At 68.7% G+C, this 16,797-nt stretch carries 17 protein-coding genes; 5 read left to right on the forward strand and 12 right to left on the reverse strand.

Going from position 1 to position 16,797, the window contains the following annotated elements; all coding sequences use genetic code 11:
• Window positions 1–2 precede the first annotated feature (2 nt).
• Genes nikB through nikE form a run of 4 tightly spaced genes read left to right on the forward strand, consistent with a single transcriptional unit; the run spans window position 3 to window position 3,458 of the window.
• Window positions 3–947, forward strand: coding sequence for a nickel ABC transporter permease subunit NikB (nikB, locus tag BBX35_RS21915; protein ID WP_067224568.1), 945 nt, complete (start codon window positions 3–5; stop codon window positions 945–947).
• Window positions 944–1,837 (forward strand): nickel ABC transporter permease subunit NikC, encoded by an 894-nt coding sequence (gene nikC / locus BBX35_RS21920; RefSeq protein WP_067224570.1) that lies wholly within the window; start codon window positions 944–946, stop codon window positions 1,835–1,837. The genes nikB and nikC overlap by 4 nt, the downstream gene beginning before the upstream one ends.
• A complete protein-coding gene (gene nikD / locus BBX35_RS21925; RefSeq protein ID WP_088946146.1) occupies window positions 1,834–2,646 on the forward strand; it encodes a nickel import ATP-binding protein NikD in 813 nt (270 codons plus the stop codon). Before nikC ends, nikD begins: the two co-directional genes overlap by 4 nt.
• Window positions 2,643–3,458, forward strand: coding sequence for a nickel import ATP-binding protein NikE (gene nikE, locus BBX35_RS21930; RefSeq protein ID WP_067224572.1), 816 nt, complete (start codon window positions 2,643–2,645; stop codon window positions 3,456–3,458). Before nikD ends, nikE begins: the two co-directional genes overlap by 4 nt.
• An 87-nt stretch (window positions 3,459–3,545) precedes the next feature.
• On the opposite strand, the gene BBX35_RS21935 is transcribed toward nikE, so the two are convergent.
• The 11 genes from BBX35_RS21935 to hmgA form a co-directional block, all read right to left on the reverse strand.
• Window positions 3,546–4,772, reverse strand: coding sequence for a lipase family protein (locus BBX35_RS21935; protein WP_067224573.1), 1,227 nt, complete (start codon window positions 4,770–4,772; stop codon window positions 3,546–3,548).
• A gap of 132 nt (window positions 4,773–4,904) precedes the next feature.
• Window positions 4,905–5,405 (reverse strand): hypothetical protein, encoded by a 501-nt coding sequence (locus tag BBX35_RS21940; RefSeq protein WP_067224575.1) that lies wholly within the window; start codon window positions 5,403–5,405, stop codon window positions 4,905–4,907.
• Window positions 5,406–5,415: 10 nt separating this feature from the next.
• Window positions 5,416–5,802 carry a DUF6152 family protein gene (locus BBX35_RS21945; protein ID WP_067224577.1) on the reverse strand — a complete coding sequence of 129 codons (387 nt, stop codon included), beginning with the start codon at window positions 5,800–5,802 and terminating at the stop codon, window positions 5,416–5,418.
• A 13-nt stretch (window positions 5,803–5,815) separates the two neighbouring features.
• Window positions 5,816–6,454: a histidine phosphatase family protein gene (locus BBX35_RS21950; RefSeq protein WP_067224840.1), complete on the reverse strand. Its 639-nt coding sequence runs from the start codon at window positions 6,452–6,454 to the stop codon at window positions 5,816–5,818.
• A 129-nt stretch (window positions 6,455–6,583) separates the two neighbouring features.
• Entirely contained in the window at window positions 6,584–7,126 is a 543-nt protein-coding gene (locus tag BBX35_RS21955) for a VOC family protein (RefSeq protein ID WP_067224842.1), read from the reverse strand.
• A gap of 121 nt (window positions 7,127–7,247) precedes the next feature.
• On the reverse strand, window positions 7,248–7,472 hold the full coding sequence (locus tag BBX35_RS21960; RefSeq protein ID WP_067224578.1) for a DUF2783 domain-containing protein: 225 nt from the start codon (window positions 7,470–7,472) through the stop codon (window positions 7,248–7,250).
• A 34-nt stretch (window positions 7,473–7,506) separates the two neighbouring features.
• Complete coding sequence (locus tag BBX35_RS21965) at window positions 7,507–9,135, reverse strand: FAD-dependent oxidoreductase (RefSeq protein WP_067224580.1); 1,629 nt, start codon at window positions 9,133–9,135, stop codon at window positions 7,507–7,509.
• Window positions 9,136–9,216: 81 nt separating this feature from the next.
• A complete protein-coding gene (locus tag BBX35_RS21970; RefSeq protein ID WP_067224581.1) occupies window positions 9,217–10,176 on the reverse strand; it encodes an MBL fold metallo-hydrolase in 960 nt (319 codons plus the stop codon).
• A gap of 68 nt (window positions 10,177–10,244) precedes the next feature.
• Complete coding sequence (locus BBX35_RS21975) at window positions 10,245–10,784, reverse strand: hypothetical protein (protein WP_067224583.1); 540 nt, start codon at window positions 10,782–10,784, stop codon at window positions 10,245–10,247.
• 38 nt (window positions 10,785–10,822) lie between these two features.
• Entirely contained in the window at window positions 10,823–11,839 is a 1,017-nt protein-coding gene (locus tag BBX35_RS21980) for a fumarylacetoacetate hydrolase family protein (protein ID WP_067224584.1), read from the reverse strand.
• Window positions 11,840–11,842: 3 nt separating this feature from the next.
• The gene (hmgA, locus tag BBX35_RS21985) at window positions 11,843–13,168 is read right to left on the reverse strand and encodes a homogentisate 1,2-dioxygenase (RefSeq protein ID WP_067224586.1); all 1,326 of its coding nucleotides are present in this window, start codon (window positions 13,166–13,168) and stop codon (window positions 11,843–11,845) included.
• Window positions 13,169–13,282: 114 nt separating this feature from the next.
• Here hmgA and BBX35_RS21990 point away from each other — a divergent pair, with 114 nt between their 5' ends.
• Window positions 13,283–13,726, forward strand: a complete 444-nt coding sequence (locus BBX35_RS21990; protein WP_067224588.1) for a MarR family winged helix-turn-helix transcriptional regulator — start codon at window positions 13,283–13,285, stop codon at window positions 13,724–13,726.
• A gap of 39 nt (window positions 13,727–13,765) precedes the next feature.
• Here BBX35_RS21990 and polA read toward each other — a convergent pair whose 3' ends face one another.
• Window positions 13,766–16,777, reverse strand: coding sequence for a DNA polymerase I (gene polA / locus BBX35_RS21995; protein ID WP_067224589.1), 3,012 nt, complete (start codon window positions 16,775–16,777; stop codon window positions 13,766–13,768).
• Window positions 16,778–16,797: the final 20 nt, after the last annotated feature.

Consider the following 16,797-nt stretch of genomic DNA (forward strand, 5'->3'; position numbering starts at 1 on the left):
CGATGGCCGGTTTCATTCTCCGCCGCGTTCTCCTCCTGGTGCCGATGCTGCTCGGCGCCTCGCTGGTCATCTTCCTGATGCTGCGGCTGGGGCCGAGCGATCCGGCGATGGACTATCTGCGCCTGTCCAAGGTGCCGCCGACGCCGCAGGCGCTGGAGGACGCGCGGATGATGCTCGGCCTCGACCGGCCGATCATGACCCAGTATCTCGACTGGCTCGGCAGGGCGGTGCGGCTCGATTTCGGCACCTCCTATGCCACCCAGCGCCCGGTTCTGCCGGACCTGCTGCACTTCCTGCCGGCAACGCTGCAGCTGGCCGGCGTCGCGCTGGCGCTCACCATCGGCCTGTCGGTGCCGCTCGGCATCTGGGCGGCCCGCTACCGCGAGCGCTGGCCGGACCATCTGGTGCGGCTCATCGCCTTCGTCGGCGTGTCGATGCCGAATTTCTGGCTCGGCTTCCTGCTGGTGCTGCTGTTCTCGGTCCATCTCGGCTGGCTGCCGGCGATGGGGCGCGGCGGGCTCGCCCATCTGGTGATGCCGGCGCTCGCCATCTCGTTCATGTCGCTTGCCATCAACGCCCGGCTGCTGCGCGCCAGCATGCTGGAGGCTGCCGGCCAGCCGCATGTGCGCTATGCGCGGCTGCGCGGCCTGCCCGAGCGGCGGGTCGAGCGCGCCCATGTGCTGCGCAATGCCTGGCTGCCCGTCATCACCGCCATGGGCATGCATGTCGGCGAGATGATCGGCGGCACCCTGATCATTGAAAGCATCTTCGGCTGGCCCGGCGTCGGCCGCTACGCCGTCTCGGCGATCCTCAACCGCGACTATCCGGTGATCCAGTGCTTCACCCTGGCCATGGTCGCGATCTTCATGCTGTGCAATCTCGTGGTCGACATCGTCTATGCGCTGGCCGACCCGCGCATCCGCCTGTCGGCGGAGGGGGTGGAATGACCGACCTGCCGCTCTCTGCCCCCCCTGCACGCCCCACCAGCCGGCTCCTCTCCCGGCTTTCCGCACCCTTCTCGGGCCGCTGGCCGGTGCGTATTGCCCTTGCCGTCGTTGCCCTGCTGGTGGTCGCGGCCGTGGCCGGTCCCTGGATCTCGCCGCATGACCCCGACGCGATCGACCTGACGGCGCGCCTGCAGGGCGCCGATGCCGTCCACTGGCTCGGCACCGATCATCTCGGCCGCGACATCCTCTCGCGGCTGATCGCCGGCGTGCGCGTCTCGCTCGGCGTCGTCGCGGTCACGCTGGCACTCATTCTCGTGCTCGGCATCGTCGTCGGCGGCGCCTCCGGCTTCATCGGCGGGCGCACGGATCAGCTGATCATGCGCGTCACCGACGTGTTCCTCACCTTCCCCACCCTGGTGCTGGCGCTGTTCATGATCGGCATGCTCGGCACCGGCCTCGTCAACGTGGTCATCGCCATCGCCCTGTCGCACTGGGCCTGGTATGCGCGCATCGTCCGCGGCATCGTCCTGTCGCTGCGCCATCGCGACTACCTGCTGGCCGCCCGCCTTGCCGGGGCCAGCCGGCTGCGCATCTTCGCCGCGCACCTGCTGCCCGCCACCTTGTCGCAGCTCCTGGTGCTCGCCACGCTCGATATCGGCCACATGATGCTGCATGTCTCCGGCCTCTCCTTCCTCGGCCTCGGGGTCGCGCCGCCGACCGCCGAATGGGGCGTGATGATCGGCGATGCGCGCCAGTTCGTCTGGACCGCGCCGCTGCTGATCTTCTGGCCGGGCCTCGCCCTCTTCGTCTCGGTCATGGCGTTCAACATCCTGGGCGATGCGCTGCGCGACCGTCTCGACCCGCATCTGAGGGCGGACCATTGTCACTGAATCTCGCCCCCGCGCCCTCATCCGCCCCCGGCCTCCTCTCCATCGAGGGGCTGACGGTCGCTGCCGGCCGCGACGGCACCGGCCCCGTCCTGGTTCGCGACCTGACGCTGGAGGTCCGGCGCGGCCGCGTGCTGGCGCTGGTCGGCGCCAGCGGCTCGGGCAAGTCGATGACCTGCATGGCCGCGCTCGGCACCCTGCCGCCCGGCGCGCGGACCCTGTCCGGCCGCACTCGTCTCGATGGTGCCGACTGCGCGCCTGCAGCCCTGCGCGGCCGGCAGGTCGCGACGATCCTGCAGAACCCGCGCAGCGCCTTCAATCCGGTCCGCACCATGCGCGATCATGCGCTGGAGACGCTTGCCGCGCTGGGCCTGTCCGGTCCCGATGCCGAAGCCCGCATTACGGCGGCGATGGCCGAGGCCGGGCTCGACGAGCCCGCCCGCATCCTGCCGCTGCATGCCTTCGAGATGAGCGGCGGCATGCTGCAGCGGATGATGATCGCGCTGGCGCTCCTCGCCGACGCGCCGTTCCTCTTCGCCGACGAGCCGACCACCGATCTCGACCTCGTGGTGCAGATGCGCATCCTCGAGCTTCTGGAGCGTCTGGTTGCCGCGCGCGGCCTCGGCGTCCTGCTCGTCACCCACGACATGGGCGTCGTCGCCCGCCTCGCCGACGATGTCGCGGTGCTCGATCAGGGCCGCCTGGTCGAATGCGCCCCGGTCGAAGAGGTGTTTCAGGCGCCGCGCCATCCGGTCACCCGGATGCTGGTTGCGGCGCATCTTGCCCTTTACGGACTGGAGCTTGCCCCATGACGCTGATCCGCGCCGACGGCGTGTCCCGGATCTATCGAAGTGTCTCGCTGGTCGGGACCGGCGCCGCCCGCACGGCGCTGGACGGCGTCTCGCTTTCAGTCGCGGCCGGCGAGACCGTCGCCCTGCTCGGCCGCAGCGGCTGCGGCAAGAGCACGCTGGCGCGCCTGCTCTGCGGGCTGGAGCGGCCCGACGGCGGCACCGTCGCCTTTCGCGGCACGCCGCTGGACCGTCTCGACCGGGCCGGCCTGCGCCGGTTCCGCCGCGAGGTGCAGATGGTGTTCCAGGACGCGCCCGGCGCGGTCAATCCCCGCTTCGACATCCGCTCGATCATCTCTGAGCCGCTGCGGTATCTGACCTCGCTCGATGCTCCGGCCCGCGCCCGCCGGGTCGACGAGCTGCTGGAGATGGTCGAGCTTCCGGCTTCGCTCGCCTCCATGCTGCCGTCGCAGGTCAGCGGCGGCCAGCTGCAGCGCGTGTGCATCGCCCGCGCGCTGGCGCCAGAGCCGGCCCTCGTCGTCCTCGACGAGGCGGTCTCCAATCTCGACCTGCACCTTCAGGCCGCGACGCTGGCGCTGCTCAAGCGGCTTCAGCAGGCCTCCGGCATCGCCTGCCTCTTCGTCACCCACGACCTGCGGCTGGTCGAACGCTTCGCCGACCGCACCATCGTCATGCAGCGGGGAAAAGTCGTCGAGGAGACGGGGACAAGTGTTTTGGCCGAGCTGCGCCACCCCGCCTCGCTGGAGCTCAAGGCGGCGATCCTGCCCCCGCTTCCGGCACGCGTGCGCACCGTGAAGGTCGCCGCCGCCGGCTGATCGGCGAGTTTGAGACGGCGCTCGCAAAATTTCGGGAAATTGAGACGGAATTTCGCAAAATCCGTCTCGAAAATTTCTGAAACTGTTTTACCTTTGAGAACAGGTACTTGACGCAGGTTTTCCCGCGAAACGGTCCTCGGTCCAGGCCAGCAGTTGCGGCGTCAGGGCCGAGCCCGGACCGACCAGGCTGACATGGGTGAGGCCAGGATATTCCCGGTAGTCGATCGCCTGGCCGGCGGCGCAGCGCCGCCCGACATAGCCCTCCTGCAGCTTCGGATCGATCACCTCGTCGGCCAGTCCCTGCGCCAGCAGCACCGGCGCGTCGATGGCCCCGTTCGGGTCGTTCTGCGCCAGCCGTTCCCCGAACGGTCCTTCAGAAATCGGCTTCAGGAACAGCCCCTCATCGGGCAGCAGCCGGGTCAGCGCCAGCGACCAGGCCGCGCGCCAGTCGAGGATGCAGCGGCGGGATATGTCCGTGGCCACCATCGCGTGGAAGCGGCTGATATAGGCCTCGCCGATCTCCGGGTAGAGCCGGTGATAGGCGGTGTAGAGATAGGCCGTGATGATTTCGCCGAAGCTGCTGCGGGCGCCGTAGCCGATCATCGCGGCAAGCTCGGTCGCGGGCGCCATCGCTGCGACCCCGGCGATCTCCAGCTCCGGCGCGTCCGTTCCGGCGCGCATGCCGGTCCACAGTGCCGCGTGGCCGCCCTGGGAGTGGCCCCAGACGACGACGCGCTCGCCGAGCTGCCAGTCCTCCATCTGTCTGGCGGCATTGACGGAATCGAGCACCGAATAGGCGGCGACCTGTCCGAACAGATAGGCGTGATGGCCCGGCGTGCCCATGCCCGCATAATCGGTCGCGACCATCGCCCAGCCGCGCTTGACCACCTCGTCCATGCCCGGCGTCCCGCCGAAGGGCGCCGGCGACAGGGAGGGCGCGCAGCCCCGCGCGATGCCGGTGGTGCCATGGGCCCAGGCGATCACCGGCCGCGGGCCTTGGGCGGGGATATCCGGCAGCACGACGATCGCGCTGGCGACCGTCGGCGAGCCGTCTTCCAGGCGGCTGGTATAGAGGATACGCCAGCCCTTCGCCCCGGCCGGAATGTCGGTGTCGTAGGCTTCGCTGTGCAGCAGGATGCCCGGTTCGGCGGGCGGGCTCGGCGGCGGCGTGTAGAACGCGCCCGGCTCGTCCGGCAGGGTCAGCCACCAGGCTGCAGCCAGCGCGATCACGACCAGCAGGCCGAGCCCGCCCAGCCACCGGCCGACCGCGCGGCCTCGTCCGCCCGTGCGGGCGCCGTTCTTCTCGTCCTGCATCTGTCCCCCTGCCCCGTCCGGGCGCAACGCACCATCTGTGTCACGAGGGCAGGGCTCAAGGCAATTGTCAGTTGCGGCGCTCCCTCGAGGCGGCGGGGATTTCCGGGCGCGGCCGGCCCGGCGCCGGCCGGATCAATCCCCGGTGAAGGCGAGCATCCGCCCGCAGACGAGCGCCGCGGTCCACAGGATCAGCGACAGCGCCCCGGCAAGCCTCAGCCGGGCCGACGAAAGCTGTGCCAGCCGGTCGGCCATGTCGCCGCCCGCCGCACCCTTTGCCGCGGCCCGGTGGGCGAGGAGGGCCGACCCCGCTCCCAGCAGGACGAGGCCGATCTTTGCAAGGAACAGCGGCGCCGCGGCGTAGTCGGCGGGCGCCGAGAGGAACAGCAGCGTGCCGGAGACGAGCGCCAGCACCAGTCCCGTGGCGGCAACCGGCACCAGCGCGCGGGCAAGCGCGGCCAGCGGGATACGGCCCTGCCACAGGCCCAGAAGCCGCAGGTCGAGCGGTACGATTGCGCCGAAAAGCAGCGACAGGCCAATCACATGCAGCGTATTGACGCCGGCGTAGCCCCAGCGCGAGACCCGCATCCACTCGGCCAGCGGCAGCCCCGCCAGCAGGTCCACCAGCCCCTGCATCGCGGCGCGCCTAGTCCCGGCCGGGATAGAGGTCGTAGCTGCGTCCGGAGATGCTGATCCGCTCCGCCTTCATCAACCGGTCCTCGATATTGGCCGAGGGTTCGCCGATGAAGGTCGCCTCGACGCCGGGCGCAAGGTCCGCGTCCTTCAGCCCGGCGCGCTCGTTGCGCCAGGGTTGGCCGACCTCGACCTGCCAGCTTTCGCCCTCCGCATCGACCGTCAGCACGCCATGCGGATTGCCGAGCCGCGCCTCGCGGATCACGCCGGTCAGCTCGATGTTCTTCCCCGTCGTCCAGCGCCAGCCGTGATGGGCGAGCGCGGGGATAGCAAGCGTTGCGGCGACGCCGAGGCAAAGGACGGCAGTCAGGCTGCGCCGGGTCGTGGTGCTCAAGCTCATGGGGTTCTCCTCGTCATGATCCCCCGCCCGGGGCGGGAAGGGCAATGCGGCCGATCACCGTGAACATCTCGCCCTCCGGCCGGCCGACGATGATCTCGCCGGACGAGGGATAAACGCTGGTCAGGGCCGTTATGTTGACCTGATGGGTCACGAGGACAGCGACGGTCCCGTCCGGCAGGCCGCGGATCGCGGCCGCAAGGCGCTGCGTCTGGCTTTCCGCTTCGCGCCTGTCGGCGAAGAAGGAGTTGAGGTCCGGCATCTCCTGCACTTCGCCGAGGCCGAGAAGCGCGGCTGTTTCCCGCGCGCGGCACCACTGCGAGGTCAGGATCTGGTCGACCGCGATGCCGCGTTCGCGAAAGGCGTCGCCGATGGTCCGGGCCTGCGCCCGGCCGCGGTCGTCGAGATTGCGCTGGGTGCTGCAGTCGCCGAGCCGGAAACCGGCGGGATCGCCGGTGCCGGGAGCGAGCGCGTGCCGCATCACGGCGATGGCACCGCGGTTCGAAGAGAGCGCTGCCCAGGCCTCCGCCTCGCCGCTCGCCCGCGCCGCCTCGATGGCGGGGCCGGGCAACGCCAGCAGGGCAAGGAGCGCGAGGACAAGCCGGCGGCGCGGGCCTGTCGCGCGGGAGGTCGCAAACGGGAACAGGTGGAGCATCATCCGGTCCGCTGTCGGTCCGGCGAAGGGGGATACCTTGCGCCAGACCCAGCAGTTAGGGCGCCCGGCGCGCCCGTCAAACCGGACCGCCGTGCAAGGCGGCGATCCGGAGAAAGAGCCGAGTTATCCTCAGGCCTTGCCGAGTTCCTTGGCATGCAGCCAGGCGGCATGCTGCGGCGCTCGCTTGGTCTTCGACCACTCCTCGAGCATCTCCCACTTCACCGCGTCGAGCTTCTCCAGCATCTTTTCCTCGGCCGGATCCGGGCAGGCCAGCTCGATACGGTGGCCGTTCGGATCGAAGAAATAGATCGAATGGAAGATCGAGTGATCGGTGACGCCGAGCACCTCGATGCCGTTTGCCTCCAGTCGCTCCTTGTAGGCGACCAGCGTGTCGCGGTCCTTCACCTTGAAGGCGATGTGCTGCACCCAGACCGGCGTGTTCGGGTCCTTGCCCATCTCCGGCTTGGTGGGCAGTTCGAAGAAGGCGAGAACGTTGCCCGCGCCGGCGTCGAGAAACACGTGCATGTAGGGGTCCGGCTCATGGGTCGAGGGCACCTTGTCCTCGGCGATGGCCAGCACGAAGCCCATGTTCAGGTTGTCGACATACCAGTTCACCGTCTCCTTCGCGTCCTTGCAGCGATAGGCGACGTGGTGGATCCGGTCGATCTTCAGCTCCGGTTGGACAGTCATTGCGGGCACTCCCGTTTTCATCGTTGAAACGGAACGCCCCGTCCGCGTTCGGCAGGGTCGCAGCAGCCACGGGCCCCTCAGCCGCCGGCCGCTGCGGTAAGGCTCAAGTCGTTGGCGCGCCTTGCAGTCTGGCAGCGGCGAAGGCCTCGCGCAGCACCGCGCGGTCGCCAATATGGTTGGCCAGCACCAGCACCAGCCGGGCGTTCAGCGCCTCGCTCTCCTCGCGCGACAGCCCCTCGTGCAGCGCGATCAGTTCGGCATAGAAGCCGTCGGGATCGGGAAGGTTGGGGCCAAGCCGCAGGCCCGTCTCGTGGGTGGTTTCGCTCATCTCGCGTTTCCTTGCGTTCCGGCGGTTCGGGCCGTTATCCCCGCCCGGCGTTTTCGCTTCGGGCGGTGGCGATCCGCAGCGCCTTCGTCACTTCGCCGGCATCGAACGTCTCCCAGCGGGCCGCCACATGCTGGTCCGGGCGCATCAGGTAGACGGCGCTCTTCGCCTCGCCGAGATAGCGCGCGGCCAGCGCACCGGTCGGATCGTCGGCGGCCGACAGCGCCACCCGCTCGACCGGGATGCCGTCGATCGTCAGCGTGCCGGGTGCCTCTACGTCGATGGTCACCAGCTGGAAGCGGTCGCCGAGCCGGTCGATCAGCCAGCCGCCCGCGACCGGCGCATCGCTCGCCGGGGCGCCCGGCCGGGTCCGGGCCGGCATCGCGGCGCAGTCCGGTCCGTTGAGCGGCGAGCCGTCATAGGTCGCCGGCAGCGACAGGCGGCCGGAATTGACCAGCGGCCGCGCGAAGGCGTGGTGCTCGGCCAGCTCCAGCACCGCATCGCGGAACACTCGGCTTGCGTGGCTTTTCGGCGTGATGAAGTCGGTCGAGCGCGACGAGTTGAGGATGTTCTCGTCCGCGGCGTAGACGCGTTCGGCATCGTAACTGTCGAGCAGGGCTTCGGGCGCGGTGCCCTCGACTACGAGCTTCAGCTTCCAGGCCAGGTTATCCGTGTCCTGCAGGCCGGAATTGGCGCCGCGCGCGCCGAAAGGCGAAACCTGATGCGCGCTGTCGCCGGCGAAGATCACCCGGCCGTGGCGGAACTTCTCCATCCGGCGGCACTGGAACGTGTAGATCGACACCCATTCCAGCTCGTACTCGATATCCTCGCCCAGCATCGCCTTCAGCTTCGGCGCGATGCGCTCCGGCTGCTTTTCCGCCTCACGGTCGATGTTCCAGCCGAGCTGCAGGTCGATGCGCCAGACGTCGTCCGGCTGGCGGTGCAGCAGCGCCGACTGGCCGCGGTTGAACGGCGGGTCGAACCAGAACCAGCGTTCGGTGGGAAAGTCCGCCTTCATCACCACGTCGGCGATCAGGAAGTTGTCCTCGAACACCCGGCCGCGGAAGTCGAGATCCAGCATGGCTCGGGTCGGCGAGCCGGCACCGTCGCAGGCGACCAGCCAGTCGGCGATCAGCCGGTACGGCCCCTCGGGCGTCTCCACCGTCAGCTCGACGCCATCGGCAAGTTGCGCGACCGCGCTCACCTTGTTGCCGCCGCGCAGCTCCAGAAGCCCGGTGTCGCGGCCGATTTCCAGCGCCCGCTCGACCAGATACTGCTCGAGATAATACTGCTGCAGGTTGATGAAGGCCGGCCGCTTGTGCCCGTCCTCGGGCAGCAGGTTGAAGTCGTAGACCTTGCGCTCGTCGAAGAAGACCTTGCCGAGCTTCCACACGACGCCCTTGTCGACCATCTTCTGGCCGCAGCCGAGCCGGTCGAGGATCTCCAGCGGCCGCTTGGCGAAGCAGATCGCCCGCGAGCCCCAGCTCACCTTGTCGTTCTCGTCGAGCACTGTGACGGCGATACCCTGCTGGGCAAGGTCGATGGCCAGTGCCAGGCCGACCGGCCCCGCGCCGATCACCACCACCGGTCGGCGTGCGGGCTCGGCAGCGTCCTGGTCGGCGCAGCGGACATAAGGGTAGAGCGGCGTTTCGAAGATCTTCATCATGTGACCTCCCGGGGCGGCCTTGCATCGAAAACGGCCGCCGCGGGTGCGCCCCTCCAGGCGCGCACCCGCGGCGGCGGGTCGTCAGCCCTGCAGGGCTTCCCACATGTCCTTGTCGCGCTGGGCCGTCCAGATGCGCGGCGTGTCGATGCCGAGCGCCTCGTCATAGGCGCGCGCCACGTTGAACGGCAGGCAGTGCTCGTAGATGGCGTAGGACGAGAACTTCGGGTCGCAGGAAGCGCGGGCCGCGTCCCAGGCTTCCTTCAGCGAGCCGCCGCGCGTTGCCACCTGCGCCACCGGACGGAAGGTCGAGGTGACGAAATCGGCGGTCGCGTCGAGCGCCGCGTTGACCATCTCCTTGCCGACCAGCGCATCGCCCCGGCCCGGCGCGATGGCATCGACGTCGAAGGCGCGGATGCGCTCGAGCGTGCCCGGCCAGTCGCGGAAATGCCCGTCGCCGCAATAGCAGGCGGAGTGGTACTCGACGATGTCACCGGTGAACATGACGTTCTGGTCCGGCACGTGGATGACGATATCCCCGGCCGTATGGGCGCGGCCCAGGAAGCTGAGGTCGACGCGGCGCTTGCCGAGGAAGACGCTCATCTTGTCGGTGAAGGTGGTGGTCGGCCAGGTCAGCGGCGGAATGTCGGCGACATTCTCGTAACCCTGGAACAGGCGCGGGAAGCGCATGAACTCGGACTCGCGGTCCTCGGCGCCGCGTTCGGCGACCATCGAGCGGGCCTTGTCGCTCATGATGATCGTCGGTGCCTGATAGGCGGCCGCGCCCAGCACGCGCACGGCGTGGTAGTGGGTCAGCACCAGATGGCTGATCGGCTTGTCGGTGACTTCGCGCACCTTCTCGATCACCTTGCCGGCCAGGCGCGGAGTGGCCTGCGCCTCGACGATCATGACGCTGTCGTCGCCGATGATGACGCCGGTGTTCGGATCGCCCTCGGCGGTGAAGGCCCACAGGCCCTCGCCGATCTCGGTGAAGGAGATCTTCTTCTCGGCCATGTCGCCCTGGGAGGCGAATTTCTTGCTCACGGGGGATGTCCTCTCGTTCTGCAGTTCGGTTCGGCGAAAGCGCTGCGCGCTCCCGCCGGGGGGCGTGTCTATTGGGCGTCGGAGGCGATGGCGTCGAGCTGCGCCTTCAGCGACTGCGCCTCGCCGTCCAGCGGCGTGACGATGTCGTCGATGACGGCCTTGCCGCCTTCCTCGACAACGAGGAAATGCGCTTCCTGGAAGCCCTGGTACTCGGCCTCGGAGCCGAAGCAGGTCAGGGCGCGGAAGCGGGCGACGACGCGGGTCGCCGCACCTTCCTGTCCGGCCGGCTCGACGGAGACGTCCTTCAGCGGGCAGCCGTCCTGCGCGTTGACGACGACGTCCCAGTCGAGCGGGGTGCCCATCTCCTTGGCAAAGGGCGTGTCCGCCGCCTTGCGGTAGCGGGCAGCGAGATCGGCGCTGTAGAGGGTCGCGAGACGCTCGTCGGAGAAGTAGTCCTGATAGTCCTGCGGCGGGTCGGCCCAGTTGGCCTCCGCCGCCGCCATCACCGCGCGCACCGGCGCGGCCATGTCGGCGGCGAGCGCCGGCGTGACCGCTGCCGTGCCGAGGGCCAGAGCGGCAAGCGCCGCCAGCATCCGCACAGTCTTCATCGCGAATTCCCTCCCTCGATCGGCGCCCGCGCGGGGCCTCAGGCCTTCTCGTATTTCTCGACCGTCTGCTCGATGGCGCCGAAGACCGAATGGCCGTCCGCGTCCTGCATCTCGATGCGCACCGTGTCGCCGAAGCGCATGAACGGCGTCTTGGGTGCGCCGGTCTCGATGGTCTCGATCATCCGGATCTCGGCGATGCAGGAATACCCGACGCCGCCTTCGGCCACCGGCTTGCCGGGACCGCCGTCCATCTTGTTCGATACCGTGCCCGAGCCGACGACGGCGCCGGCCGACAGCGGCCGGGTCTTGGCCGCATGGGCGATCAGGGTCGGGAAGTCGAAGGTCATGTCGACACCGGCATTGGCCCGGCCGAAGGGCTGGCCGTTCAGGTCGACGCGCAGCGGCAGGTGCACCTTGCCGCCGTCCCAGGCCTCGCCGAGCTCGTCCGGCGTCACCGCGACCGGCGAGAAGGCGGAGGAGGGCTTGGACTGGAAGAAGCCGAAGCCCTTGCCGAGCTCGGCCGGGATCAGGCCGCGCAGCGACACGTCGTTGACCAGCATCACCAGGCGGATGGCCGCGCGCGCCTCCTCGGGCGTCGCGCCCATCGGCACGTCGCCGGTGATCACGGCAACCTCGCCCTCCATGTCGATGCCGAAGGCCTCGTCGGCCATGCGGATCGGATCGCGCGGGGCGAGGAAGGCGTCGGAGCCGCCCTGATACATCAGCGGATCGGTCCAGAAGCTCGCCGGCATCTCGGCATTGCGCGCCTTGCGGACCAGCTCCACGTGATTGACGTAGGCCGAACCGTCCGCCCACTGGTAGGCGCGCGGCAGCGGCGACAGCGCATCGTGCTCGTGGAAGCGCAGGCTCGGCACCGCGTCGTGCTCGAGGCTTTCGGCGAGCGTCGCCAGCTTCGGTGCGACCTCGTCCCAGTTGTCGAGGGCGGCCTGCAGCGTCGGCGCGATATGGCCGGCCTCGGTGCAGCGGGTCAGCGACTTGTTGACGAGGACGAGCTTGCCGTCGCGGCTGCCGTCGCGAAGTGTTGCGAGTTTCATGGCTTAGTCCCAGTTGCCCTCGGGGGTGCCGTCGAAGCGCTTTTTCAGCTGCGACCAGCAGTCGAGGTAGTTGTCCTGCAGGGTGTCGAGTTCCGCCGCGAAGCGCGTAAGGTGCTGCGGGAAGCGGGTCTCGAACATGAACGCCATGGTGCCCGTCAGCTTCTGCGGCTTCAACTCGGCGCGGCTCGCCTTCTCGAAGCCGTCGGCATCGGGTCCGTGCGGCAGCATCATGTTGTGAAGGCTCATGCCGCCGGGCACGAAACCTTCCTCCTTGGCGTCGTAGCGGCCGTAGATCAGCCCCATGAACTCCGACATGATGTTGCGATGGTACCACGGCGGGCGGAAGGAATGCTCCGCGACCATCCAGCGCTCGGGGAAGATGACGAAGTCGATATTCGCCGTGCCTTCCTCGCCCGACGGGGCGGTCAGCACCGTGAAGATCGACGGATCGGGATGATCGAACAGGATCGCGCCGACCGGCGAGTAGGTGGTGAGGTCGTACTTGTAGGGCGCGTAGTTGCCGTGCCAGGCGACCACGTCCAGCGGCGAGGCCTCGAGCTTCGTCTCGTGGAAGCGGCCGCACCACTTGACCACCAGCCGGCACGGGCCTTCCTTGTCCTCGAACCAGGCGACCGGCGTCTTGAAGTCGCGAGGGTTGGCGAGGCAGTTGGCGCCGATCGGGCCGCGGTCCGGCAGGGTGAACTTGGCGCCGTAGTTCTCGCAGGCATAGCCGCGCGCCTTGCCGTCCAGCAGCTCCACGCGGAACACCATGCCGCGCGGGATCACGCAGATCTCCTTGGGCACCACATCCATCACGCCGAGCTCGGTGGCGATGCGCAGGCCGCCTTCCTGCGGCACGATCAGCAGCTCGCCGTCGGCGTTGAAGAAATACTCGTCCACCATGTCGGCATTGGCGACATAGACATGGCTCGCCATGCCGGCCTGGCCGTTGACGTCGCCGGCCGTGGTCATGGTGCGCATGCCGGTGAGGAAGGTGACCGGCGTCTCGGGGATCGGCACCGGGTCCCAGCGCAGCTGGCCGAGGGCCAGCGAATGGTCGTCGACCGCCGGTGCGCTCTTCCACTCAGGCAGGGAAACGGGCGAGAAGCGGCCCGAATGCTTGACCGACGGGCGGATGCGATAGAGCCAGGACCGCTCGTTGGTGCCGCGCGGGGCGGTGAACGGCGAGCCGGACAGCTGCTCGGCATACAGGCCGTAGGGCGCGCGCTGGGGCGAATTCTGCCCCTGTGGCAGGGCGCCCGGCAGGGCCTCGGTCTCGAAATCGTTGCCGAAGCCCGGCATGTAGGCGGGGGTGTTCGAAAGCGTCATGTCCGATCCCTCCTGATCCAGACAGTTGATAGTTGCGTGTGTAACTGTTTTGTCTGAAACTATCAACGTGCGAAGATACCGCTGTCTGATTTTATCGCAAGGAAGGGCTCGCAAATGACCGGACGCCTGCTGCTGGACGAGTTTCTGCCCTACCGTCTGGTGAGGGCGTCCGAACTGGTCAGCCGGCGTTTTGCCGCCCGCTACCGGGCCGCCTACGGCATCAGCAGGCCGGAATGGCGGACTTTCGCGATCCTCGGCCAGCTCGGCAACACCACGGCGACCGAGATCGGCCGCCGCTCGACCATGCACAAGACCAAGGTGAGCCGCGCGGTGGCGGCGCTGGAAAAGCGCGGCTGGCTGTCGCGCAGCACCGACGAGGCCGACCGTCGCGCCGAGCAGCTGGAGCTGACGGCGGAAGGCGCCAAGGTCTACGGCGAGCTGGTGGCACTCGCCCGCTCGTTCCAGGCCGAACTGCTGCGCGACCTCGGGTTCGAGGCCGCCGACCGGCTGGACGCCGGCCTTTCGGCGGTGGAGAAGCGCTTCATCCGCGAGGAGTGATCCGCGCCCTCAAGGCGGGCGCGGTCGCGTGCCTGGGTGTCAGTGTGCCTCGTCCCAGTTGTCGGCGGCGCGGGCGTCCACATGCAGCGGCACCGACAGGGTGACCGCCGGCTCGGCCGCCGTCTCCATGACCTTGCGCACCAGGGCGATGGTGGGCTCCACCTCCGCTTCCGGCACTTCGAAGATCAGCTCGTCATGCACCTGCAGCAGCATGCGGGCGGCAAGCCTTGAGGCCGACAGCCGGTCCTCCATCCGCACCATCGCCCGGCGCAGGATATCGGCGGCCGACCCCTGGATCGGCGCGTTGATCGCGGCACGCTCATAGAAGGCGCGGTGGTTCGGATTGGAGGTGTTGACCTCCGGATAATGCGCCCGGCGGCCGAAGATCGTCGTCACGTAGCCATTGGCATGAACGAACTTTTTCGTCTCTTCCATGTAGTCGCGAATGCCCGGAAAGCGCTTGAAATAGGTCGAGATGTACTCCGCCGCCTCGCCCCGCGGGATGCCGAGCTGGGCGGCGAGACCAAAGGCGGAGATGCCGTAGATGATGCCGAAATTGATCGCCTTGGCCCGGCGGCGGACCATCGGGTCCATGCCCTCTATCGGCACGCCGAACATTTCCGAGGCGGTCATCCCATGGATGTCCAGCCCTTCGGAAAAGGCCTGCTTGAGCTGGGAGATGTCCGCCATGTGGGCAAGCACGCGCAGCTCGATCTGGCTGTAGTCGGCCGAGACCAGCTTCATGCCCTTTTCGGCGACGAAGGCCTTGCGGATCTTGCGGCCGGCTTCCGTGCGGACCGGGATGTTCTGCAGGTTCGGCTCGGACGAGGACAGGCGGCCGGTCGTCGTCGCCGCCAGCGCGTAGGAGGTGTGCACACGCCCGGTCTGCGGATTGACGAAGCCCGGCAGCGCGTCGGAATAGGTGGACTTGAGCTTGGAAAGCTGCCGCCATTCGACGATGCGCGAGGGCAGCTCGTGCCCTTCGGCGGCCAGGTCGTCGAGCACGGAGACCGAGGTCGACCAAGCGCCGGTCTTGGTCTTCTTGCCGCCGGGCAGGCCCATCTTGCCGAACAGGATGTCGCCGAGCTGCTTGGGGCTGCCGATGTTGAAGCTTTCGCCGGCAAGCTCGTGGATCTCGGATTCCAGCGCCGCCATGCCTTGCGCGAAATCGCCGGACAGGCGCGACAGCATCTGCCGGTCGATGGAGATGCCGCGCTCCTCCATGCGGGCAAGCACCGGCACCATCGGCCGTTCCAGCCGCTCGTAGACGCTGGCCATGTGCTCGGCCGCAAGCCGCGGCTTGAGCACCTGCCACAGGCGCAGGGTGACGTCCGCATCCTCGGCCGCATAGGCGGAGGCCTTGTCGAGCGGCACCTTGTCGAAGGTGATCATCGACTTGCCCGAGCCGGCGACTTCCTTGAACGGGATCGGCGTATGGCCGAGCCAGCGCTCGGACAGCGCGTCCATGCCGTTGCCGCCCTTGCCGGCGTCCAGCGCGTAGGACAGCAGCATCGTGTCGTCGAAGGGAGCGACCTCGATGCCGTAGCGCTTCAGCACCAGCCAGTCGTACTTGAGGTTCTGCGCGATCTTGAGGACGCCGGGATCCTCCAGCAGCGGCTTGAGGACGGCCAGCGCCTCGCTCATCGGGATCTGGCCGGGGATCAGGCCGCCGCCGCCCAGGAGGTCGCCCTCGCCGTCCACATGGCCGAGCGGGATGTAGCAGGCGCGTCCGGGCTGCGTTGACAGCGACACGCCGACGAGATCGGCCTGCATGGCATCGAGCGAGGTGGTTTCCGTGTCGACCGCAACGTGGCCGAGCTCGGTCGCTTCCGCGACCCAGGCCTTGAGCCGGTCGAGATCCATCACCGTCTCGTAGCCGGACGGGTCGACCTTCTGGGCCACGGCCTGTTCGGCAGCGGCCTCCGCAACCGCCTGCGGGCGCCACAGCCCGCCTTCGCTTGCCGCGGCAGCAGCGGGTGCCGGCGCCGACCCGACGGCCGGCGCTGCGCTGACGGCGGCGCCCTCCGGCTGAGCTCCGGGGCCGCCCTCCATCATCCGGCCCTTGCCGTCCGGCTCGTGCCAGCCGCGCACGACGAGGGTGGCCGGCTCGACGCCGGTGATGTCGAGGCCGGTGACCTCGCCGACCCGGCGGGTCAGGGTGGTGAACTCCATCGCCTTGAGGAAGGCGATGGCGCGGGCGCCGTCGAGCCCGTTGACGGTCAGCGTTTCGACCGGGTGCTCGACTGGCACGTCTTCCTTCAGCGTCACCAGCTGTTTTGAGATGCGCGCCTGATCGGCGAAGGCGATGAGGTTCTCGCGGCGCTTGGCCTGCTTGATCGTGTCGGCCTTGGCCAGCAGGGATTCCAGGTCGCCGAACTCGTTGACCAGGAGGGCGGCGGTCTTCAGGCCGATGCCCGGAACGCCGGGCACGTTGTCGACGCTGTCGCCGGCCAGCGCCTGCACCTCGATGACCTTGTCCGGACCGACGCCGAATTTCTCGAACACCTCGGCTTCGCCGAAGATCTTGTTCTTCATCGTGTCGATCATGCCGATGCGCGGACCGATCAGCTGCATCAGGTCCTTGTCGCCGGAGGCGATGGTGACGCGCGCGCCCGCTGCCGCGGCCGCCCGGGCATAGGTGGCGATCAGGTCGTCGGCCTCGAAGCCTTCCTGCTCGATGCAGTGGACCGAAAAGGCGCGGGTCGCCTCGCGGATCAGCCCGAACTGCGGGATCAGGTCCTCCGGCGGCTCCGGGCGCTGGGCCTTGTACTGGGGATAGATCTCGTTGCGGAACGTCTTCGCCGAATGGTCGAAGATCACCGCCATATGGGTCGGCTCGTCGCCCTTCTCGGGCGTCAGCCCCTCCTGCAAGAGCTTCCACAGCATGTTGCAGAAGCCGGAGACGGCGCCGACCGGCAGGCCGTCGGACTTGCGCGTCAACGGCGGCAGCGCGTGATAGGCGCGGAAGATGAAGGTGGAGCCGTCGACCAGGATCAGGTGGTCGTCGGCCGTGAGCTGGGCAGCGGCTTCGTTCGACATGGCGCGGATCATGCCCGCGTTGGCCGCGCGAG

The organism is Stappia indica (genome assembly GCF_001696535.1).
Classification (GTDB): domain Bacteria; phylum Pseudomonadota; class Alphaproteobacteria; order Rhizobiales; family Stappiaceae; genus Stappia; species Stappia indica.